Here is a 20,284-nt window from a genome sequence, read left to right as displayed (position 1 = left end):
TCCGAGTATGCAACCGGTCATGAATCCGAAATACCCAGGGTTGTCGGTGCGCGTCGCCGACGATGGTTTTGCGGCGTACATCTGGGGCAGCGACTTCAGTTTCGAGGTGGCCGCGTACGGTGCGGCCGTCATTGGTCAACCGGTCGAGCGCTGGGCGGTGACGCCGATCGTGCCGTACCGCAAGTGCTACGGCATTGATCCTGAAGAGTTCAGCAGCTATCGCGATGCCGCCGACAGCGCGATTTTCATGGCGTATCTGGATGACGAGCCGGTCGGCCATCTGGTGATCAGTACCAACTGGAACGGCTTTGCTCACATTGATGAGCTGGCGGTGCACGCACCGGCGCGCCGGCATGGTGTGGCCAAGGCGCTGCTGGATGTCGCGCAGTTCTGGAGCCGCAAGAAAAAACTGCCGGGGATCATGCTCGAGACGCAGAACAACAACCTCGGTGCCTGTCGTTTGTATGAGCGCTGCGGTTACGAAATTGGTGGTATCGACCATTTGCGTTATCGCGGGATTGACCCGAACACCGCGGAAATCGCGTTGTTCTGGTATCGATTGTTCGATAACCCGCTGGAAAACCCGCTCAGCTCGCCAGCATCGCCTCGGCTTGTTCCGTGACGATCGTCAGCAGCGTCTGAATCGCTGACGGCGTGGCGCTGTGTCGGTAGGTCAGGGCATACAGGCTGATCGGCACCGCCGGTGACAACGGGCAGACATCCAGTCCGCTCGTCCGCGCGCCGAGGGCGGTGAACGGGTCGACGATGGCCAGGCCTTCGCCGGCCTCGACCATGCTGCGCATCATCTGATGGGTTTGCACTCGGGTCTGGATGCTCGGCGCCGGGCGCAGGGCCTGGAGTTTGTTTTCCAGCGCCGGGCTCAACGGGTCGTGGCCTTCGAGGCCGACCATCGCCTGGCCGGCGAGATCCTGCAGGGAAATGTATTTCTGCTTCGGCTGCAGCCAGCCGTGGGGCGCAAGCAGTTGCAGCTTGCCGTGGGCCAGCGGTTGCGCGTGGATGTCGGGGTGTTCCGGATCGTGCAGGCTCAGGCCCAGATCGCTTTCGCGCAGCAGCAGGCTACGGACGATGTCGCAGGTCGGAGAGCTGAGCAAGCGGCAGGGTGCGTCGGGCAAGCGCCGGCGCAGCAGGGCGATACTTTGCGGCAACAGTTGTTGCGCCAGCGGCGGGGTGCCGATGATGCGCAGGGGCGGGGCGAGGTATTGCTTGAGGCTGCTGGCCAGACGCTGCACCGGTTCCAGTGCCTCGTAGACATGAGCGATCTCGACTTGCAGCGCCCGCGCTTCGGGCGTCGATTGCAATCGACCGCGTACACTGGCGAACAGCATGAACCCCAACTCGCTCTCGGCTTCGCGCAAACGCTCTTCGACCTCGGTCACCGGGAGCTGCAGCCATTCGGCGGCGGTGCCCAGGTGACCGGTCTGCAAGAGCGCCTGAATCACTTCGATATGACGTAAACGCATGCGTGAAGTCCATGTTCAGCAGGTGGGGTCAGTGGCTGAATCCTACCCCAAGTCTGCGCACATGACTTCTGCTCATAACGGCCAGTTATGAAGCGATGGTTGTCTCAGGCTCGCGGGTCAGGGTGATACCTGACTGAACCAGGAGGAACTCGGTGTCACTGACTTTGTTGACGCGATCGCCAATGGCCAGTTTGTAAATCGGCTCCGAGCCAGTCGAACCGTCTGCCGACGGGGTGGATTCCTGGAACTCATGCACGGAATAAACGCGGCCTTCCGCATCTCTTGCATGGAACTGACCGACGAGTACTGCTGCCATCTGCTTAGAACCTCTGGAGATAAAACGCTTGATTTGCGGCTTGGTAGACCTTCATCAAGCCCTGTAAGTTTTCCTACAGGAAAAAAATAATCAGCGCGCAGGAATTTCCCTTGCTCGCTGGTGAAACTGTCATCGAATCATCTATAACTACTGGCTCTTCCCACCGACAGTCGAGAGTCTTCCAATGAGCAATGTCTACAACGTCGCTGTAGTCGTCGGCAGCCTGCGCAAAGCATCGATCAACCGCAAAGTCGCGCTGGCGCTGGCCGAGCTGGCACCGGCGAACCTCAAACTGAAGATTGTCGAGATTGGCGACCTGCCACTCTATAACGAGGACATCGACGGCGATTCACCGCCGGCAGCCTACAGCACTTTCCGCCAGGAAGTCGGTTCTTCCGACGCGGTGCTGTTCGTCACCCCGGAATATAACCGCTCGGTGCCGGCGCCTTTGAAGAATGCGATTGACGTGGGTTCACGGCCGTATGGCAAAGCCGTCTGGAGCGGCAAACCGGGTGCGGTGATCAGCGTGTCGCCGGGGGCGATTGGCGGTTTTGGTGCCAACCAGCATTTGCGCCAGTCCTTCGTCTTTCTCGATGTGCCGTGCATGCAGCAGCCGGAAGCGTATCTGGGGGGCGCGGGTTCGGCGTTTGACGAGGCGGGCAAGTTGAACGAGTCGGTCAAACCGTTCCTGCAGAATTTCATCAATGCGTACGGGAAATTTGTGGAACAACACAAAAAATAATCTGGTCAGAGCTGCGATAAAACAGAGATCCTGTGGGAGCGGGCTTGCTCGCGAAAGCGGTGTGTCAGACACAAAGTTGTCATCTGACACACCGCTTTCGCGAGCAAGCCCGCTCCCACGTTTGGATCTCCACTCATTGAATAATTGAAGGCTGTCGCGAATGCTCGCTGCGTCACTGATCTTCCTGCTGACCATCACCCTTGTCATCTGGCAACCCAAAGGTCTCGGGGTCGGCTGGAGCGCGACGCTCGGCGCGGTGCTCGCGCTGATCTTCGGCGTCGTGCACCTGAGCGATATTCCGCTGGTGTGGCAGATCATCTGGAATGCCACCGGCACCTTCGTCGCACTGATCATCATCAGTCTGTTGCTCGACGAAGCGGGGTTCTTCGCCTGGGCCGCGCTGCATGTGGCGCGCTGGGGGCGGGGCAGTGGGCGCAAGCTGTTTGCCTTCATGGTGCTGCTTGGCGCGCTGGTGTCGGCGCTGTTCGCCAATGACGGCGCGGCGCTGATTCTCACGCCAATCGTGATTTCGATGCTGCTGGCGCTGCGCTTTTCCCCGGCGGCGACCTTGGCGTTCGTCATGGGTGCCGGTTTTATTGCCGATACCGCGAGCCTGCCGCTGGTGGTGTCGAACCTGGTCAACATAGTCTCGGCGGACTTCTTCCACATCGGCTTCAACCGCTACGCGGCGGTGATGGTGCCGGTCAACTTCGTCAGCGTGGCCGCGACGCTCGGCGTGCTGATGTGGTTTTTCCGCCGCGACATTCCCAAGGCTTACGACCCCGAACAGCTCGAACAGCCGCACACGGCGATCCACGACAAAGCCACGTTCTATGCCGGCTGGGTGGTGCTGGTGATTTTGTTGATCGGCTGCTTCTTCCTCGAACAGATGGGCATCCCGATCAGCGCGATCTCGGCGGTCTGCGCGGCGCTGCTGCTGGGGATCGCCGCCCGAGGCCACAAGATTTCCACGCGCAAGGTGCTGAAAGAAGCGCCGTGGCAGATCGTGATTTTCTCCCTCGGCATGTATCTGGTGGTCTATGGCCTGCGCAATGCCGGGCTGACCGGGTATCTCGCCGGCTGGCTGGATGTGTTTGCCGGTTACGGCGTGTGGGGCGCGGCGCTGGGCACCGGGGTGCTGACCGCGCTGTTGTCATCGATCATGAACAACTTGCCGACGGTGCTGATCGGCTTGTTGTCGATCGATGCCAGTCAGGCCAGCGGTGTGGTCAAGGAAGCGATGATCTATGCCAACGTGATCGGCAGCGACCTGGGGCCGAAAATCACCCCGATCGGCAGTCTGGCGACGTTGCTCTGGCTGCATGTGCTGGCGCGCAAGAATATCCGGATTGGCTGGGGCTATTACTTCAAGGTCGGGATTGTGCTGACGGTGCCGGTGTTGTTGATTACTTTGGCGGCTTTGGCGTTGCGGTTATCCATCTAGACCGTGTTGGCCCCTTCGCGAGCAAGCCCGCTCCCACAGGGGGATCGCATTCCAATGCCTACATTTGGAATGCAGCTCAAAATGTGGGGAGCGGGCTTGCTCGCGAAAGGGCCGGTCCAGGCACTGCAGAAACTCAGGCTTGGCCCGGCACATTCGGCCAAAGATCCGCCACCAGAAACAACCGCTCCGCCTCTTCCCATTCCCCCTGTGCATTCTCGGTCAGGCGCACCATCAGTTGCGCCGGGGCCATCGGTTCCAGAGCGTCCAGCCACATCTGCAGGTGTTCAGCGCTCCAGGTCTGATCCGCGGGGTAATGCGCCGGCGCCAGCCAGGCATGGCGGGGCAGGGGTTGCCAGCGCCCGGCCGGACGCTGGGCGACAAATGCCGACCAGTTCTTCTGATGCAGCCAGCTGCCACGCAGGTGCTGCGGATGCGCGCCTTTCGGCGATTCTGCCTGACCGGGCCACGGGTACAACAGGTATCCGCCCAGCCACAGCTGCGCACTGAACACCTCGATATCCAGATTCGCCAGCACCTCACGGCTTTCCGGGCGCGCCGAGATCGGCAGTTGGTGTTCGGCCAAATGCGCCAGTTTGCGGTCCAGTCGATCATGACAACCCGGCCCCAGCCATTGCGCCGGGTCGTGGCCGTCGCCCTCCTGCGGGCCGAGATAGAGCTTGATCGCCAGTTCCAAGTGATGCACGCCGTCGCGGTCGCGCAGCAGCATGTCCAGTTCACCGAGGGTGTGGCCTTCGCGGCGGATCGGCAGGTTGGCGGCAATCAGCTCGATGCCCGGCGCATGCTCCACGGCAAACTGCCACAACCGCTCGTAATACAGGCCCAGCCGCCGGGTGCGCGCCTGCGACAGCCAGTGCAGCAAGCCATAACTGTCACGATCAAGTTGCCGCAGCCAGTGCTCCAGGCGCGCCGGATCACTGACCCAATCGCTGCCGGCCAGCGGATGGCGCTGCGGCCACGGCGTCTCCGCCAGCATCGGCGGGGCAAGAATCACCCACGCCAAGTCACGCACTTCCGGATGGCGTAATTGGTGTGGCAACTGAAGCAGGTCGGGAAACAGGATCATCTTGCGAGCATAGCCTTAAACACGCGCGCACCCTTGAGGCTGAAAGGATTTTGTCTATGGCGGGCTTTCGCCCATAATCGTGTTTTTCGCGTTTTCGATTGTCCGCAGAGGTCCCATGGAGCAATTTCGTAATATCGGCATCATCGGTCGCCTGGGCAGTTCCCAGGTGCTGGATACCGTCCGCCGACTGAAACGCTTTCTGCTCGATCGTCACCTGCACGTGATCCTCGAAGACACCATCGCCGAAGTCCTGCCGGGCCACGGCCTGCAAACCTCGTCGCGCAAGATGCTCGGAGAAGTCTGCGACATGGTCATCGTCGTCGGCGGTGACGGCAGCCTGCTCGGCGCCGCGCGGGCGCTGGCCAAGCACAATATTCCGGTACTCGGGATCAACCGTGGCAGCCTCGGTTTTCTCACCGACATTCGTCCCGATGAGCTGGAAGTCGAAGTGGCCAAGGTGCTCGACGGCCATTATCTGGTGGAAAACCGCTTCCTGCTGCAAGCCGAGGTGCGCCGGCATGCCGAGGCCATTGGCCAGGGCGATGCGTTGAACGACGTGGTGCTGCACCCGGGCAAGTCGACGCGGATGATCGAGTTCGAGCTGTACATCGACGGCCAGTTCGTCTGCAGCCAGAAGGCCGACGGCCTGATCGTCGCCACGCCGACCGGTTCCACCGCGTACGCGCTGTCCGCCGGTGGCCCGATCATGCATCCCAAGCTCGACGCCATTGTGATCGTGCCGATGTACCCCCATATGTTGTCGAGCCGGCCAATTGTGGTCGATGGCAACAGTGAGCTGAAAATCGTCGTGTCGAAAAACATGCAGATTTACCCGCAAGTCTCTTGCGACGGGCAGAACCACTTCACCTGCGCGCCGGGCGACACCATCACCGTGAGCAAGAAAGCCCAGAAGCTGCGGCTGATTCACCCGCTCGACCACAACTACTACGAAGTCTGCCGGACCAAGCTCGGCTGGGGCAGCAAGTTGGGTGGTGGAGGCGACTGATGCTCGATCCCGCGCGCAGTTATGACTTGATTGGTGACGTGCACGGATGCGCCCTGACCCTCGAACACTTGCTTGACCGACTCGGTTATCACAAGCAGGGCGGGGTCTGGCGGCATCCATCGCGCATGGCCGTGTTCGTCGGCGACATCATTGACCGCGGCCCGCGCATTCGCGAGGCGCTGCACATCGTCCACGACATGGTCGAGGCCGGGCAGGCGCTGTGCATCATGGGCAACCACGAATTCAACGCACTGGGCTGGAGCACGCCGGCGCTGCCCGGCAGCGGCAAGCAGTTCGTCCGTGAGCACACGCCGCGCCACGCGCGCCTGCTGCAGGAAACCCTGACCCAGTTCGAAGACCATCCGGGCGACTGGCATGATTTCCTCAACTGGTTCTACGAGCTGCCGCTGGTGGTTGATGCCGGACGCTTCCGAGTGGTGCACGCCTGTTGGGACGCCAGCCTGATCGAACCGTTGCGCGGGCTGTTTCCCGATGCGCGTATCGACGAGCACTTTCTCCAGGCCTCGGCCGTGCCCGGCAGCTTTGCCTGCACCGTGTTCGACCGCTTGCTGCGCGGCACCGACATGCGCCTGCCGGATGGTCTGACCATGACCAGCGGCGACGGTCTGGTGCGTTCGTTCTTCCGCACCAAATTCTGGGAAGACGACCCGAAAACCTACGGCGACATCGTCTTCCAGCCGGATGCACTGCCGGAGCCGGTGGCGCAGAAACCGCTGACCTCCAGCGAGAAAAACAACCTGCTGCGCTACGGCAGCGACGAGCCGTTGCTGTTCGTCGGCCACTACTGGCGCAGCGGTAAACCGGCACCGATCCGCCCGAACCTCGCGTGTCTCGATTACAGCGCGGTGCTCTACGGCAAACTGGTGGCCTATCGTCTGGATCAGGAAACACGCCTCGATCCGCATAAATTTGTCTGGGTCGATGTCGAGCGGCCGGAGGTGCTGCAATGAGTGCGGTAGCGGTATTGCGTCTGCCGTTGGCGGTGGATCTGAGCGGTTTCGTCCAACTGCTGCAACGGATGCAGGTGCCGCATCGAGTCAGCGAAGAGGCGGGCGAGCAGGTGCTGTGGGCGCCAGCGGAAATCAGCGAGGACGTGCGTTCACTGTACGAGCGCTTCCCGGCCGGTGACCCCGATCAGCAACTGGACATCCCGGCAGCGCCGGCCTTCAAGCGCCCGAGCTTCGCCGAACAACTCAAACACGCCAAGGCCACCGGGTTGATCCTGCTGCTGAGCCTGCTGGTCGGCGGCCTGACTTATCTGGGCGACAACCTCGAAACTGTCCGTTGGCTGACCTTCCTCGACTTCCGCGTGGTCGGCGAGTACATCCAGTTCACGCCGCTGGCCGACAGTCTGGCGGCGGGGCAGTGGTGGCGCCTGTTCACGCCGATGCTGCTGCACTTCGGCATCCTGCACCTGGCCATGAACGGCATGTGGTACTGGGAGCTGGGGCGGCGCATCGAGTCACGTCAGGGCAGCATCAACCTGCTCGGGCTGACCCTGCTGTTCAGCCTGGTGTCGAACTACGCGCAGTTTGCCTGGAGCGGCCCGAGCCTGTTTGGCGGCTTGTCCGGCGTACTCTACGGACTGCTCGGCCACTGCTGGATCTTCCAGTTGCTGGCGCCGAACCCGGCGTATCGCCTGCCGCGAGGCGTGCTGGTGATGATGCTGGTGTGGCTGGTGATTTGCATGTCCGGACTGGTGTCGATGATCGGTTTCGGCCAGATCGCCAACGCCGCCCACGTCAGCGGGTTACTCATCGGATGCTTCACCGGTTTGTTGGGCGGTTTGTATAACCGCCGTAAACTGGCCGCCTGAAATTTTAAGTGAATAAAGAGCACGGAGACCCTGATGTCCTCTTTTAACGACATGATCAAGAACATCACCCCGGACATCTACGAGAGCCTGAAACTGGCCGTGGAAATCGGCAAGTGGTCCGACGGCGGCAAACTCACCGCCGAACAGCGCGAGCTGTCGCTGCAAGCGATGATCGCCTGGGAAATCCAGAACCTGCCTGAAGACCAGCGCACCGGTTACATGGGCCCGCAGGAATGTGCGTCGAAGTCGATCGAAGTGCCGAACATCCTGTTCAAGTCGGATGCCATCCATTGATCGAGATTGGCCGCGGTGCAATCAGCAAAATGTCGGCGCGCCTGGACGGGCCGAACGTGCAATACGCGTTTCGTCTGGATGACGTCGAGGTGCCGGTCAATCCCATGATCGGCAGCACGGTGCGTCTGGAGTACCTGGGGGCGATTCATTGCACCCATTGCGGGCGCAAGACCAAAACCAGTTTCAGTCAGGGTTACTGCTACCCGTGCATGACCAAACTGGCACAGTGCGACCTCTGCATCATGAGTCCGGAGCGCTGCCACTTCGAGGCCGGCACCTGCCGTGAGCCGGAGTGGGGTCAGAAGTTCTGCATGACCGATCACGTGGTGTATCTGGCCAACTCGTCGGGGATCAAGGTCGGTATCACCCGCGCCACGCAATTGCCGACCCGCTGGCTCGATCAGGGCGCAAGTCAGGCGCTGCCGATCATGCGCGTATCGACGCGCCAGCAGTCGGGCTTCGTCGAAGACCTGTTCCGCAGCCAGGTGGCCGACAAGACCAACTGGCGCGCCTTGCTCAAGGGCGATGCGGCGGCGGTGGATTTGGCCCAGGTGCGCGACCAGTTGTTCGAAAGCTGCGCTGAGGGCTTGCAAGGCCTGCAACAGCGATTCGGCCTACAAGCAATTCAGACGATTGCCGATGTAGAACCGCTCGAAATCCGCTATCCGGTCGAGCAATACCCGGCCAAAATCGTCAGCTTCAACCTGGACAAGAACCCGATTGCCGAAGGCACGCTGCTGGGGATCAAGGGTCAGTACCTGATTTTCGACACCGGCGTGATCAACATTCGTAAATACACGGCCTATCAGCTCGCCGTGCATCAATAAGGATTCCAGCATGCGCACCGAACAACCGAAGATGATTTACCTGAAGGACTATCAGGCGCCCGAGTACCTGATCGACGAGACGCACCTGACCTTCGAGCTGTTCGAGGACCACAGTCTGGTCCACGCGCAACTGGTGATGCGCCGCAACCCGGAGCGTGGCCCGGGCCTGCCGCCACTGGTACTCGACGGCCAGCAACTGGAGTTGCTGTCGGTGACCCTGGCCGACCAGGAACTGAGCGCCAGTGATTACCAGCTGAGCGAAAACACCCTGACCCTGCAGCCGGCCAGCGCCAGTTTCACGGTCGACACCAGCGTCAGGATCCACCCGGAAACCAACACTGCGCTGGAAGGCCTGTACAAGTCCGGCACGATGTTCTGCACCCAGTGCGAGGCCGAAGGCTTCCGCAAGATCACCTATTACCTCGACCGCCCGGACGTGATGAGTAAGTTCACTACCACGGTGGTCGCCGAGCAGCACAGCTATCCGGTGCTGCTGTCCAACGGCAACCCGATTGCCTCCGGCCCTGGCGAAGACGGCCGGCACTGGGCGACCTGGGAAGACCCGTTCATGAAACCGGCGTACCTGTTCGCGCTGGTGGCCGGTGATTTGTGGTGTGTCGAAGACACCTTCACCACCATGACCCAGCGCAATGTCGCGCTGCGCATCTACGTCGAGCCGGAAAACATCGACAAGTGCCAGCATGCGATGAACAGCCTGAAGAAGTCGATGCGTTGGGACGAAGAGGTCTACGGTCGCGAGTACGATCTGGACATCTTCATGATCGTCGCCGTCAACGACTTCAACATGGGCGCGATGGAGAACAAGGGTCTCAACATCTTCAACTCCAGCGCCGTGCTGGCCCGTGCCGAAACCGCCACCGACGCCGCGCACCAGCGGGTCGAGGCGATCGTCGCCCACGAATACTTCCACAACTGGTCGGGCAACCGCGTGACCTGCCGCGACTGGTTCCAGCTGTCGCTCAAGGAAGGCTTCACCGTGTTCCGTGACGCCGGTTTCTCCTCGGACATGAATTCGGCCACGGTCAAGCGCATTCAGGACGTGGCGTACCTGCGCACCCACCAGTTCGCCGAAGATGCAGGCCCGATGGCCCATGCGGTGCGCCCGGACAGCTTCATCGAGATCTCCAACTTCTACACCCTGACCGTGTACGAAAAAGGCTCGGAAGTGGTCGGCATGATCCACACCCTGCTGGGCGCCGAAGGTTTCCGCAAGGGCAGTGACCTGTACTTCGAACGCCACGATGGTCAGGCCGTGACCTGCGACGATTTCGTCAAGGCCATGGAAGACGCCAACGGTGTCGACCTGACCCAGTTCAAGCGCTGGTACAGCCAGGCCGGCACGCCGCGTCTGGCGGTCAGCGAGTCCTACGACGCCGCGGCGAAAACCTACAGCCTGACCTTCCGCCAGAGCTGCCCGGAAACCCCGGACAAAGTGGAAAAACTGCCGTTTGTGATCCCGGTCGAACTGGGGCTGCTCGACAGCAAAGGCAACGAGATTGCTCTGCGTCTGGCCGGTGAAGCCTCGGCGCAAGGCACCACCCGCGTGATCTCGGTGACCGAGGCTGAGCAGACCTTTACCTTCGTCGACATCGCTGAACAGCCGCTGCCATCGTTGCTGCGTGGTTTCTCGGCACCGGTGAAACTGAGCTTCCCGTACAACCGCGACCAGTTGATGTTCCTGATGCAGCACGACAGCGACGGCTTCAACCGCTGGGATGCCGGTCAGCAACTGTCGGTGCAGGTGCTGCAAGAACTGATCGCGCAGCAGCAGAAGGGCGAGAGCCTGGTGCTCGATCCGCGTCTGATCTCGGCGCTGAAAACCGTGCTGTCCGACGATTCGCTGGATCAGGCCATGGTCGCCGAAATGCTTTCGCTGCCGAGCGAAGCGTATCTGACCGAAATCAGCGAAGTGGCGGATGTCGAGGCGATCCACAACGCTCGCGAATTCGCCCGCAAGCAACTCGCGGACAGCCTGTTCGAAGCGCTGTGGCTGCGTTATCAGGCCAACCGCGATCTGTCGAAACAAACGCCGTATGTGGCTGAAGCCGAGCACTTTGCCCGTCGTGCGCTGCAGAACATTGCGCTGTCGTACCTGATGCTCAGCGGCAAGCCGGAAGTGCTGGCCGCTACGCAGGAACAGTTCGAAAACAGCGACAACATGACCGAGCGCCTGACCGCGCTGGCGGTGCTGGTCAACTCGCCGTTCGAAGAACACAAGGCCAAAGCGCTGGCGACTTTCGCCGAGCACTTCAAGGACAATCCGCTGGTCATGGATCAGTGGTTCAGCGTGCAGGCCGGCAGCACTTTGCCCGGCGGTCTGGCGCGGGTGAAGGCGTTGATGCAGCACCCGGCGTTCAACATCAAGAACCCGAACAAGGTGCGTGCACTGGTCGGTGCGTTTGCCGGGCAGAACCTGATCAACTTCCACGCCGCCGACGGTTCCGGCTACCGCTTCCTCGCGGATCTGGTGATCGAACTGAACGGCTTCAACCCGCAGATCGCTTCGCGGCAACTGGCGCCGCTGACCCGCTGGCGCAAATACGACAGCGCCCGTCAGGCGTTGATGAAAGGGGAGCTTGAGCGGATTCTGGCTTCCGGTCAGCTGTCGAGTGATGTGTACGAAGTGGTCAGCAAAAGCCTGGCGTAACGCGCAACGAAATGTGGGAGCGGGCTTGCTCGCGAAAGCGGTGTGTCAGACACGGAGATGTCGACTGGTATACCGCATTCGCGAGCAAGCCCGCTCCCACAGGTTTTTCGTCGCCCACGAATCCTGTAGGAGCTGTCGAGTGAAACGAGGCTGCGATCTTTTGATTCTGATTGTTTAAATCAAGATCAAAAAATCGCAGCGTGCCGCAGCTCCTACAGGTTATTCAGGTCAAACCGATCCAGCTCCATCACCTTGGCCCATGCCGCCACGAAGTCTTTGACGAACTGATCTTTCGCATCAGCACTCGCATACACCTCGGCCAGCGCCCGCAGTATCGCGTTGGAACCAAACACCAGATCGACCCGCGTCGCGGTCCACTTCACGCTACCGGTCTTGCGATCGTGTCCTTCGAACTCGTCCGCTGCCGCTGACGTCGGTTTCCACTCCACGCCCATGTCCAGCAGGTTGGTGAAGAAGTCGTTGCTCAGCGTTTCAGTGCGCGAGGTGAACACGCCATGCCGGCTTTCCCCGACGTTGGCCCCCAATACCCGCAGACCACCGACCAGTACGGTCATTTCCGGAGCGGAGAGGGTGAGCAGTTGCGCCTTGTCGATCAGCAGTGATTCGGCGGAGACCGTGTATTTGCCCTTGCTGTAGTTACGGAAACCATCGGCAATCGGTTCGAGGAAACCAAACGACTCGACGTCGGTTTGCTCCTGAGTCGCGTCGGTTCGACCTGGATTGAACGGCACCGACACCGAGTGCCCGGTGTTTTTCGCCGCTTGCTCGACCCCGGCGTTACCCGCCAGCACGATTAGATCCGCCAGCGAAACTTTCTTCCCGGATGAGCCGGCGTTGAACTCGTTCTGAATGCCCTCAAGAGTTTTCAGCACCTTGTCCAGTTGCTCCGGCTGGTTGACTTGCCAGAATTTTTGCGGGGCCAGACGCAGACGCCCGCCGTTGGCGCCGCCACGTTTGTCGGAACCACGGAAGGTCGACGCGGCAGCCCAGGCGGTGGAAACCAGTTGTGACACCGACAGGCCGGAAGCCAGCACTTTGCTTTTCAGCGCCGCCACATCGTTGCTGTCGATCAACGGGTGAGTGGCATCGGGAATCGGGTCCTGCCACAGCAGTTCTTCGTTCGGCAGTTCCGGGCCGAGGTAGCGCGACAACGGGCCCATGTCACGGTGGATCAGCTTGTACCAGGCGCGGGCAAAGGCGTCCGCCAGCTGATCCGGGTTGGCCAGGAAGCGGCGGGCGATCGGCTCGTAGATCGGGTCGAAACGCAGCGCCAGGTCGGAGGTGAGCATGGTCGGCGAAAGCTTCTTGCTTGGATCGTGCGCGTGCGGAACGGTGCCAGCGCCGCCGCCGTTCTTCGGTTTCCACTGGTGCGCACCGGCCGGGCTTTTGAACAGTTCCCACTCGAAGCCGAACAGGTTTTCCAGGTAGTTGTTGCTCCACTGGGTCGGAGTGGTGGTCCAGGTGACTTCGAGGCCACTGGTGATGGTGTCGGCGCCTTTGCCGGTGCCGAATGCGTTGCGCCAGCCGAGGCCTTGTTCTTCCAGGCCAGCCGCTTCCGGCTCAGGCCCGACATTATCGGCCGGGCCGGCGCCGTGGGTCTTGCCGAAGGCGTGACCGCCAGCGATCAGTGCCACGGTTTCTTCGTCGTTCATGGCCATGCGGCCGAAGGTTTCGCGGATGTCGCGACCTGAAGCCACCGGATCCGGGTTGCCTTCAGGGCCTTCCGGGTTGACGTAGATCAGGCCCATTTGCACCGCGGCGAGCGGATTTTCCAGATTACGTTCGCCCTGATCGGTGCGGCTTTGCTCTTTGCCGTGCAGGTCCGGTTCGGCCACCAGCGTGCCGTCCCCCGGCTCCTGCATGGCCGATTTGTCTTTGCCGTAGCGGCTGTCGCCGCCGAGCCATTCGCGTTCCGAACCCCAGTAGACGTCTTCGTCCGGCTCCCAGACATCGGGACGTCCGCCGGAGAAGCCGAAGGTCTTGAAGCCCATCGACTCCAGCGCGACGTTGCCGGTGAGGACGATCAGGTCGGCCCAGGAAATATTGCGGCCGTATTTCTGCTTGATCGGCCACAACAGACGCCGGGCCTTGTCGAGGCTGACGTTGTCCGGCCAGCTGTTGAGCGGGGCGAAACGCTGTTGCCCGGAGCCGGCGCCACCACGGCCATCGGCGGTGCGATAGGTGCCGGCGCTGTGCCAGGCCATGCGAATGAACAGCGGGCCGTAGTGGCCGAAGTCGGCCGGCCACCAGTCCTGGGAGTCGGTCATCAGCGCACGCAGGTCTTGTTTCAGGGCCTGGAAGTCCAGGCTCTTGAAGGCTTTGGCGTAGTCGAAGTCCTTGCCCAGCGGATCGGACTTGGGCGAGTGCTGGCTGAGGATCTTCAGGTTCAGTTGATTCGGCCACCAGTCACGGTTCGTCGTACCACCACCGGCGGCGTGGTTGAACGGGCATTTCGATTCGTTTGCCATGTTCGGATCCTTATCAGGTCTTGTGCGGCCGGCTCGTGCCGGCTTCGGACTTGTAAGGCTAGACCGGACTTGGGCAGTCAGCTAATAGGCCGGCTATTGGGGCGTGATAGGAAAACTCTTTAATGATTGTTGTTTTGGAATGAGTTGAAAATTTTTTAGCCCGAAATCGACTAAGGAACTGTCATTTCTGACAGTGCGCGGAGGAATTAATAAAAAATATATTGGCTGCAGGCTAACAGGCCTGATTAATCTCATAAGGGAATAGCGAATATGTCCAGCCAAGAAAGCAAAATTGCAGAGCTCGTCAAGAATTACAAAGATACTGGTTGGTTTACTGCATATGTTGGAGGCAAAGAATTTCTTAAAGCTACTACGGTAGTCTTTCACGAAGCGGGTGCAGATGAATATTGGATTATTGCAGACCAACCCGATAAAAGCTGGGTAACTTTCGCAATTCCGAGTTCCTTGGTCGGTGACGGTCCGCATGTTGTTAAACATCCTTCCGGATCTCTTGTCTGGACTGCAAAATTCGACGAAAAGTCGCGTCCCGCTGAAGCCGGTTCGTCAGTTGAGGTCACTTTTTTTGATAAGCGTACTGGCGTAGAAGGCACCATTGATTTTGTATTGAAGGATGGACGGAAAGTGACGGGGAAATTCAATATTTCCAGAAAATCTCGATGAACTGCTGTGGGTAGTCAGTTTCTACTGGAGGCGCATCCATATGAAAAAATCAATTAATACAAAAGAGCAACTCGAAGCGCTGTTACAGGAGATTGGTCACGTCTCCGACGGTGTTTTCAATGCATCTGTTGGTAAAAAACCGTTCGTGTCTGCGACGAAGCGGAACGCGGTACTTTATGTAGCAAGAAACGACTTTTTAATTATTGGAGTTGACGACAATGGACGAGGTCATGTTGCGTTCTGCGTTCCACGAAGCCTGGCCGGAGACGGCCCTCATGATGTGATGTGCTACAAGGGGGACTTGAGTTGGACCGCTGATGACAATGGCAATTACCAGCTTATTAAATCAGGGCGGGCAACGGTGACGTTTTCTAGAAAAGAAGGATTTCCATACGTTGTTTCAGGTGATATCGCTTTTGATTTTTCTGATGAGGGGAAAATAACAGGTGATTTTCAAATTAAACTTCGCTCGTAAGAGTTTAGGGACGGATCCAACCAATCCGTCCCTTCCCTGATTTCAACTCGATTGCACAGTTTCATCCTCCGGCAACGCATCCAGCGGATCTTCCTGCCCCGGCAGCTCAGTAATCACACTGAAATCCGTGACCTCGACCGCACCCAATCCATAACCCAGCAAGTGAAACGAGAAAGCCTTGCGCTGTTGCGGGTTGTCGAAGCTGAAATCCATCTGCAGCGGCTGATCCGCCGTGGCGACCATCTCGGTCGGCAGGCCCAGTTGCACGTCCTGTTCGAACTCCTTGGCCTTGAGCTGAATGTACGCCGCCTGCTGCGGATCCACCGAACGCACGGTCAGGCGCACGCGGGTGTGCGAACCCTTGGGCATTTCCAGGTATTGCGCACCGATCAGGTTATCGGCCCAGTCATCCTTGATCTGTGCCTGCAGCGGAATGACGTTGTTGCTGCCGAACTGGTAACGCTGATTGAGCGGGGTGCGCAGCAGCGACAGGTCCAGCGCCATGGCCCGCGCGGCAATCTGCCGGGCCTGCTGGCTGCTTTCATTGCCCTTGAAGGTGGCGCGGTCGGCAATGAACCCGGCGCTTTCGTAGTAGCGGCAACGGCGCGGCATGTCGCACTCGGAGAAGATCCCCTGGCCATTGTGGTAGCGCAGTTTGCCGTTGGTGTAGGACATGATTTCACGCCCGCTGTCATAGTCGCGGAACAGCGAACGGCCGCTCAGCGCCGACGGCACCGGCAGATCGAAATAATCCAGGATCGATGCGCTCAGATCGACATGACCGTAGACCCCGGCATTCAGTCGCGGCAGTTGTTCGTGTTCCGGGGCTAGGGTCAGGTTGAAGCCCCAGGACGATGCCAGACGCACGCCATCGATGCCGTGGGATTCGTCCGAAGTAATCACCACCAGCGTGTCTTTGAGCACGCCCTGGCCTTCGAGGCCGCTGAGGAACTGCTCCAGCGCATCGTCCAGATAACCGACGGCAGCCTGTTTCGGCGTCTCGTAGCGCGCCAGATATTCGTCCGGTGCGGAGTAGGGCTGGTGCGTGCCGACAGTCAGCAGGGTGAGCATCCACGGTTGCTTCTGCTTCTTCAGTTGGCCGACGTAATCCAGCGCGCCTTCGAAGAACGCCTTGTCATCCTTGCCCCACGGGAACTCCAGATAGTTGGCGTTGCTGAACCATTCCAGACCATGGGTCGCATCGAAGCCGATGTGCGGCATGATCTTGTCTTTGGCCATGAAGCGCAGACCGGCGCCTTGCAGGTAATGAGTGCTGAAGCCATTCTGCCGCAGCTGCGCCGGCAGGCAGGCCTGATTGCGCTCCTGCTGGGTGAGCATTTCCACGCCTTTGGGCGTGCCATTGTTGAGCTTGTCGTAATCGCCACAGAGCATGGCGTACAGGCCGCGAATGGTCTGGTGCGTATGCAGCACGTAATCCGGGGTGTTCATGCCGCGCTCGGCCCAGCGGCTGAGATTGGGCATCAGGTCTTCCTGATAGCGGCTGCCGATGGCCTCGCGATTGGCGCGGATGTACGCGCCGGGAATGCCTTCCAGGGCGATGATCAGCACATTGCGCGCCTGTCCGGGTGCGGCCAGCAGCTTGTGGCCATTGAGATCCAGATCGGTCAGCCCGGCCATCTGTGGCGCGGGTTCTGCGACGTCACCATCCAGCCATTCCTCGGCCTGCAATTGCAGATCGGCCACTTGAGCGGCGAGCAACTGATGCGGCAGGTTGTAGAGGCGCCACGGGTCTTCATCATTCGGCCACTGGTTCTGCACGCCCCAATGCGCGGCGAACAGCAGCGCCGGTGCGGCCCACATGGCGCGGGGCAGGGCAGTAGGGGTTTGCGTGCGATTGGCGAAGCGCGTCAGCAACCAGAGCAGCAGCGCCAGCAACAGGGTGGCGCCCAACGCCGGGTGGGCGAAGCCGCCACCGGTGGAGTTCTCCACGAATTGCGGGTCAATCAGGTAATGCAGGTCGGATGGATTCGGCAACCGGCCGACAGCGCTGACCAGCTCCGCCGTCGCCACCGCCAGCAACCCCCAGAACAGCAGCAACGGCAACGCCAGCCACCACGCACGGCGATGCAGCAACAGCACCAGCAAACTGCCAATCGCCAGGTCGGACAAATAGCCCGGCGACGACGACCAGCCCAACGCCGCGCGCAGGCACACCGGTACGATCAGCACCAGCAGAATCAGGGAAAACAGGCGGGCATGCGGCTGCCGCAACCAACGCAAAAGAACGCTCACAAACAAAGACCTTCCAGCCATCAAACCGTCATAAAAGTGTGCGCGATGATACCAAGGGTGGGCTGTCTGATCGCCCTTTTAAACTCCCGGCTGATCCGCTCTCGCAAGCGCGGCGCAGGGCTTGAGGCCGTGACTGGCGTTGGTGCCAGCCCGCTAGCGACTGACGCACAGCTTGCAACGGATGGCAGATTTATTGTTTCAGGCTGTTTAAACCGGCGCACGATGGCAAACGCGGGCGTGCTATGGATATTCGATAACGGTATTTAATTTCTGTTTTTTATAGCGATAGAGTTCGGCCTTTCAGCCAATTCACCCTGCTGTGAGGTTGCCATGGCCACACTGTTCAAACGTTCTGCGCTGACTCTGTTGGCCACATCTCTGACAGGCAGTCTGCTGCTCAGCGGCGGTGCGCAGGCCGAAGGCAAGATCAGCATCGCCCAGCAATTCGGCATCGGTTATCTGATTCTCGATGTGGTCCGTGATCAGCAGTTGATCGAAAAACATGGCAAGGCGCAGGGACTGGAAATCAAGGTCGACTGGAACAGCATCTCCGGCGCCACCGCCATGAACGAAGCACTGCTGACCGGCGCACTGGACGTGGTCTCCGCCGGGGTGCCGCCGATGCTCACCGTGTGGGATCGCACCCGTGGCAAACAGAACGTCAAGGCGATTGCCTCGCTCGGCTCGATGCCCAATTACCTGCTGACCAACAACCCCAACATCAAGACCCTGAAGGATTTCAGCGACAAGGATCGCATCGCCGTACCCGCAGCGGGCGTGGGTTTCCAGTCGCGTACCTTGCAGATCGAAACGGCCAGGGAATTCGGCAATGACCAGTACAAAAAATTTGACGACATCTCGGTCAGCCTGCCGCACCCGGATGCCACGGCGGCGCTGATTGCCGGCGGTTCGGAAATCAACTCGCACTTCTCCAGCCCGCCGTTTCAGTATCAGGCGCTGCAAAACCCCAACGTGCACAAGGTGCTCAGTTCCTACGACGTGCTCGGCGGTCAGGCCACGTTCAACGTGCTCTACACCACGGAAAAATTCCACGACGAGAATCCCAGGACCTACAAGGCGTTCTACGACGCGTTGGCCGAAGCGGAAAAAATCATCAAGGCCGACAAACCCGCCGCCGCCCAGGCGTACATCCGCGTCGAACAGTCCAAGCTGCCGCTGGCGCTGGTCGAGCAAATCGTCAGCGATCCGGAAATCGACTTCACGGTGGTGCCGCAGCGCACGTTTATCTATGCCGAGAAACTGCAGGAACTGGGCGTGCTGAAGAACAAGGCCGGCAGCTGGAAGGATTACTTTTTTGAAGAGGCGCATGGTGGCGCGGGGAGCTGACACCTCTCAGGCAGCGCCCATCGCCGGCCAATTCGGCGATCAGTTCAAACCGTCGTCGAAGATGCTTTCAATTGGTAACTCGAACGCCCGGGCAATCTGAAAGGCCAGTGGCAGGCTCGGGTCGTAACGCTCGTTTTCGATGGCATTGATCGTCTGACGTGACACCTTGAGGCGTTCAGCCAGATCGACCTGCGACCAGTTGCGCTCGGCGCGCAGCGCCTTGAGGCGATTTTTCATTGGTAGCGACGTCGCGCGATTTGCAGGCCGACAATCCACATCGCGCCCATCACCGGCCACACGCAAGTCCACGATATGTGCGGGGCGCCGATGTTTTCCAGAAAACCGTAACTGAAGGTCAGCAACGCTGAGGCGGCGAAGGCAAACCCCAGCGCTTCGAACTGGATACGCAGATGCATTTCGTCCATGCGCCGCATGTTGCGCACGATACTCCAGCACATCAGTCCTGCCGGAATAACCGGTGTCAGCGCAACGACTGAGCGCAGAATCATGTTGGCGTCCGTCAGGTATTGCGTGGCAATCACTGAGACCGTCAACACCAGCATGTAGAGGATCAAGGCTGCGCCCATTTCGAGGTAGTACCGGTTCATTTTTCAACTTCCTGTGTAAAAGACCCTTTACATACTGGCTAAACTTTTTCCCCATGTAAAGCAAGCTTTCCATCAGCCTCGAACGGGTTGTTTCTGGACAGCCTGATGGCCACTTAGTAGCATTCGAGCCCAACGGACTTTCCCTCTGCACGTCGTCCGACGTGGAGTTCTCAAGGAATCGACATGCGCGAGCCCACCAATGGCGAACAACGAACAGTCGTGACCTTGGTCAACGGTGAGATTCATCACGAAACCCGGATCAGTTTCAGCTCGGTGTCGGTCGTCAATGGCGAGGTGCGGGTGCATACCGCTGAAGGCAATCAAAGAAATCTCCAGGTACCGGGCGCGGACTTCTCATTGCGCTTTGATCTGGATGGGGTGCAGCAGATTCCGCTGGCGCAGCAGGCGTCCGTTGAAACGGTGCCCGTCGACAACAACCTGAAGCTGTTCACCTGGAAAACCGTACTGATCACCTTCGGGCTGTGGACGGTGGTCAACCTGATTACTGGTTGGCTGGGATTCTTTGCGGCGGCCGGCTATCTCGGTTATCGCTGGAGTCAGGTGTTGAAGTGCAAGCAGCAGTTGGCTGCGGCGCCCGTGGTGAAAACTGCGGCGGCATCGCGCCCGGGGATGTCGAGAGAAAGCGTGCGTAATGCGCTGGCCCGCAAGCGTGGCTGACATGCGCGAAAAAAAAGGGGCGACCTGATCATCAATCAGGCCGCCCCTTTTTAT

Annotated in this window: 20 protein-coding genes; 13 read left to right on the top strand and 7 right to left on the bottom strand. The window is 59.9% G+C overall.

All coding sequences use genetic code 11. The features are described 5' to 3' along the window. Positions 1–7: 7 nt before the first annotated feature. Entirely contained in the window at positions 8–622 is a 615-nt protein-coding gene (locus CKW11_RS23650; protein ID WP_041067268.1) for a GNAT family N-acetyltransferase, read from the top strand. On the opposite strand, the gene CKW11_RS23645 is transcribed toward CKW11_RS23650, so the two are convergent. Together CKW11_RS23645 and CKW11_RS23640 are read right to left on the bottom strand one after the other, a co-directional pair. Then, entirely contained in the window at positions 588–1,481 is an 894-nt protein-coding gene (locus tag CKW11_RS23645) for a LysR substrate-binding domain-containing protein (protein ID WP_095139623.1), read from the bottom strand. The genes CKW11_RS23650 and CKW11_RS23645 overlap by 35 nt on opposite strands. A gap of 85 nt (positions 1,482–1,566) precedes the next feature. Then, on the bottom strand, positions 1,567–1,797 hold the full coding sequence (locus CKW11_RS23640) for a hypothetical protein (protein WP_095139622.1): 231 nt from the start codon (positions 1,795–1,797) through the stop codon (positions 1,567–1,569). Between the two features lie 184 nt (positions 1,798–1,981). On the opposite strand from CKW11_RS23640, the gene CKW11_RS23635 reads away from it, so the two are divergent. After that, positions 1,982–2,539, top strand: a complete 558-nt coding sequence (locus CKW11_RS23635; protein WP_095139621.1) for an NADPH-dependent FMN reductase — start codon at positions 1,982–1,984, stop codon at positions 2,537–2,539. A gap of 160 nt (positions 2,540–2,699) precedes the next feature. Continuing rightward, positions 2,700–3,983, top strand: coding sequence for an arsenic transporter (locus tag CKW11_RS23630; protein ID WP_095139620.1), 1,284 nt, complete (start codon positions 2,700–2,702; stop codon positions 3,981–3,983). Between the two features lie 133 nt (positions 3,984–4,116). Here CKW11_RS23630 and CKW11_RS23625 read toward each other — a convergent pair whose 3' ends face one another. Further along, positions 4,117–5,067: a DUF1853 family protein gene (locus CKW11_RS23625; RefSeq protein ID WP_095139619.1), complete on the bottom strand. Its 951-nt coding sequence runs from the start codon at positions 5,065–5,067 to the stop codon at positions 4,117–4,119. A gap of 115 nt (positions 5,068–5,182) precedes the next feature. Here CKW11_RS23625 and CKW11_RS23620 point away from each other — a divergent pair, with 115 nt between their 5' ends. Genes CKW11_RS23620 through pepN form a run of 6 tightly spaced genes read left to right on the top strand, consistent with a single transcriptional unit; the run spans position 5,183 to position 11,699 of the window. Next, positions 5,183–6,073 (top strand): NAD(+) kinase, encoded by an 891-nt coding sequence (locus CKW11_RS23620; RefSeq protein ID WP_003224174.1) that lies wholly within the window; start codon positions 5,183–5,185, stop codon positions 6,071–6,073. Continuing rightward, complete coding sequence (locus tag CKW11_RS23615; RefSeq protein ID WP_371917886.1) at positions 6,070–7,044, top strand: metallophosphoesterase; 975 nt, start codon at positions 6,070–6,072, stop codon at positions 7,042–7,044. Before CKW11_RS23620 ends, CKW11_RS23615 begins: the two co-directional genes overlap by 4 nt. Beyond that, on the top strand, positions 7,041–7,910 hold the full coding sequence (locus CKW11_RS23610; protein WP_095139617.1) for a rhomboid family intramembrane serine protease: 870 nt from the start codon (positions 7,041–7,043) through the stop codon (positions 7,908–7,910). The genes CKW11_RS23615 and CKW11_RS23610 overlap by 4 nt, the downstream gene beginning before the upstream one ends. Positions 7,911–7,943: 33 nt before the next feature. Further along, entirely contained in the window at positions 7,944–8,204 is a 261-nt protein-coding gene (locus tag CKW11_RS23605; protein WP_003224178.1) for a YeaC family protein, read from the top strand. Next, a complete protein-coding gene (locus CKW11_RS23600; protein ID WP_095139616.1) occupies positions 8,201–9,031 on the top strand; it encodes a DUF2797 domain-containing protein in 831 nt (276 codons plus the stop codon). Before CKW11_RS23605 ends, CKW11_RS23600 begins: the two co-directional genes overlap by 4 nt. 10 nt (positions 9,032–9,041) lie before the next feature. After that, positions 9,042–11,699 carry an aminopeptidase N gene (gene pepN, locus CKW11_RS23595; protein ID WP_095139615.1) on the top strand — a complete coding sequence of 886 codons (2,658 nt, stop codon included), beginning with the start codon at positions 9,042–9,044 and terminating at the stop codon, positions 11,697–11,699. A 212-nt stretch (positions 11,700–11,911) separates the two neighbouring features. Here pepN and katG read toward each other — a convergent pair whose 3' ends face one another. Then, positions 11,912–14,188 carry a catalase/peroxidase HPI gene (gene katG, locus CKW11_RS23590; protein ID WP_095139614.1) on the bottom strand — a complete coding sequence of 759 codons (2,277 nt, stop codon included), beginning with the start codon at positions 14,186–14,188 and terminating at the stop codon, positions 11,912–11,914. 270 nt (positions 14,189–14,458) lie between these two features. Between katG and CKW11_RS28375 the strand changes: the two genes are divergently transcribed. Both CKW11_RS28375 and CKW11_RS23585 read left to right on the top strand, forming a co-directional pair. Next, the gene (locus CKW11_RS28375; protein ID WP_143500091.1) at positions 14,459–14,869 is read left to right on the top strand and encodes a hypothetical protein; all 411 of its coding nucleotides are present in this window, start codon (positions 14,459–14,461) and stop codon (positions 14,867–14,869) included. 40 nt (positions 14,870–14,909) lie between these two features. Next, positions 14,910–15,344, top strand: a complete 435-nt coding sequence (locus CKW11_RS23585; RefSeq protein WP_095139613.1) for a hypothetical protein — start codon at positions 14,910–14,912, stop codon at positions 15,342–15,344. A 42-nt stretch (positions 15,345–15,386) separates the two neighbouring features. Here the strand turns inward: CKW11_RS23585 and CKW11_RS23580 are convergent, their stop codons facing one another. Beyond that, the gene (locus tag CKW11_RS23580) at positions 15,387–17,618 is read right to left on the bottom strand and encodes an LTA synthase family protein (RefSeq protein WP_095139612.1); all 2,232 of its coding nucleotides are present in this window, start codon (positions 17,616–17,618) and stop codon (positions 15,387–15,389) included. 309 nt (positions 17,619–17,927) lie between these two features. Between CKW11_RS23580 and CKW11_RS23575 the strand changes: the two genes are divergently transcribed. Continuing rightward, entirely contained in the window at positions 17,928–18,944 is a 1,017-nt protein-coding gene (locus CKW11_RS23575; RefSeq protein ID WP_095139611.1) for an ABC transporter substrate-binding protein, read from the top strand. Positions 18,945–18,983: 39 nt separating this feature from the next. Here CKW11_RS23575 and CKW11_RS23570 read toward each other — a convergent pair whose 3' ends face one another. Next, on the bottom strand, positions 18,984–19,181 hold the full coding sequence (locus CKW11_RS23570; protein ID WP_003224191.1) for a helix-turn-helix transcriptional regulator: 198 nt from the start codon (positions 19,179–19,181) through the stop codon (positions 18,984–18,986). Next, complete coding sequence (locus CKW11_RS23565; protein ID WP_095139610.1) at positions 19,178–19,552, bottom strand: hypothetical protein; 375 nt, start codon at positions 19,550–19,552, stop codon at positions 19,178–19,180. Before CKW11_RS23565 ends, CKW11_RS23570 begins: the two co-directional genes overlap by 4 nt. Before the next feature lie 183 nt (positions 19,553–19,735). Between CKW11_RS23565 and CKW11_RS23560 the strand changes: the two genes are divergently transcribed. Beyond that, the gene (locus CKW11_RS23560; RefSeq protein ID WP_095139609.1) at positions 19,736–20,230 is read left to right on the top strand and encodes a hypothetical protein; all 495 of its coding nucleotides are present in this window, start codon (positions 19,736–19,738) and stop codon (positions 20,228–20,230) included. Positions 20,231–20,284 lie beyond the last annotated feature (54 nt).

Source organism: Pseudomonas sp. Irchel s3a10 (assembly GCF_900187525.1).
GTDB lineage: Bacteria > Pseudomonadota > Gammaproteobacteria > Pseudomonadales > Pseudomonadaceae > Aquipseudomonas > Aquipseudomonas koreensis_G.
The sequence above is the reverse complement of the archived record's forward strand: the minus strand, read 5'-3'. Positions and strand labels throughout refer to the sequence as shown.

Excerpts from the sequence above, each read along its gene's own strand:
- CKW11_RS23650 (WP_041067268.1), top strand. The coding sequence starts at position 8 with ATGCAACCGGTCATGAATCCGAAATACCCAGGGTTGTCGGTGCGCGTC.
- CKW11_RS23645 (WP_095139623.1), bottom strand. The coding sequence starts at position 1,481 with ATGCGTTTACGTCATATCGAAGTGATTCAGGCGCTCTTGCAGACCGGT.
- CKW11_RS23640 (WP_095139622.1), bottom strand. The coding sequence starts at position 1,797 with ATGGCAGCAGTACTCGTCGGTCAGTTCCATGCAAGAGATGCGGAAGGC.
- CKW11_RS23635 (WP_095139621.1), top strand. The coding sequence starts at position 1,982 with ATGAGCAATGTCTACAACGTCGCTGTAGTCGTCGGCAGCCTGCGCAAA.
- CKW11_RS23630 (WP_095139620.1), top strand. The coding sequence starts at position 2,700 with ATGCTCGCTGCGTCACTGATCTTCCTGCTGACCATCACCCTTGTCATC.
- CKW11_RS23625 (WP_095139619.1), bottom strand. The coding sequence starts at position 5,067 with ATGATCCTGTTTCCCGACCTGCTTCAGTTGCCACACCAATTACGCCAT.
- CKW11_RS23620 (WP_003224174.1), top strand. The coding sequence starts at position 5,183 with ATGGAGCAATTTCGTAATATCGGCATCATCGGTCGCCTGGGCAGTTCC.
- CKW11_RS23610 (WP_095139617.1), top strand. The coding sequence starts at position 7,041 with ATGAGTGCGGTAGCGGTATTGCGTCTGCCGTTGGCGGTGGATCTGAGC.
- CKW11_RS23605 (WP_003224178.1), top strand. The coding sequence starts at position 7,944 with ATGTCCTCTTTTAACGACATGATCAAGAACATCACCCCGGACATCTAC.
- pepN (WP_095139615.1), top strand. The coding sequence starts at position 9,042 with ATGCGCACCGAACAACCGAAGATGATTTACCTGAAGGACTATCAGGCG.
- katG (WP_095139614.1), bottom strand. The coding sequence starts at position 14,188 with ATGGCAAACGAATCGAAATGCCCGTTCAACCACGCCGCCGGTGGTGGT.
- CKW11_RS28375 (WP_143500091.1), top strand. The coding sequence starts at position 14,459 with ATGTCCAGCCAAGAAAGCAAAATTGCAGAGCTCGTCAAGAATTACAAA.
- CKW11_RS23585 (WP_095139613.1), top strand. The coding sequence starts at position 14,910 with ATGAAAAAATCAATTAATACAAAAGAGCAACTCGAAGCGCTGTTACAG.
- CKW11_RS23580 (WP_095139612.1), bottom strand. The coding sequence starts at position 17,618 with ATGGCTGGAAGGTCTTTGTTTGTGAGCGTTCTTTTGCGTTGGTTGCGG.
- CKW11_RS23575 (WP_095139611.1), top strand. The coding sequence starts at position 17,928 with ATGGCCACACTGTTCAAACGTTCTGCGCTGACTCTGTTGGCCACATCT.
- CKW11_RS23570 (WP_003224191.1), bottom strand. The coding sequence starts at position 19,181 with ATGAAAAATCGCCTCAAGGCGCTGCGCGCCGAGCGCAACTGGTCGCAG.
- CKW11_RS23565 (WP_095139610.1), bottom strand. The coding sequence starts at position 19,552 with ATGAACCGGTACTACCTCGAAATGGGCGCAGCCTTGATCCTCTACATG.
- CKW11_RS23560 (WP_095139609.1), top strand. The coding sequence starts at position 19,736 with ATGCGCGAGCCCACCAATGGCGAACAACGAACAGTCGTGACCTTGGTC.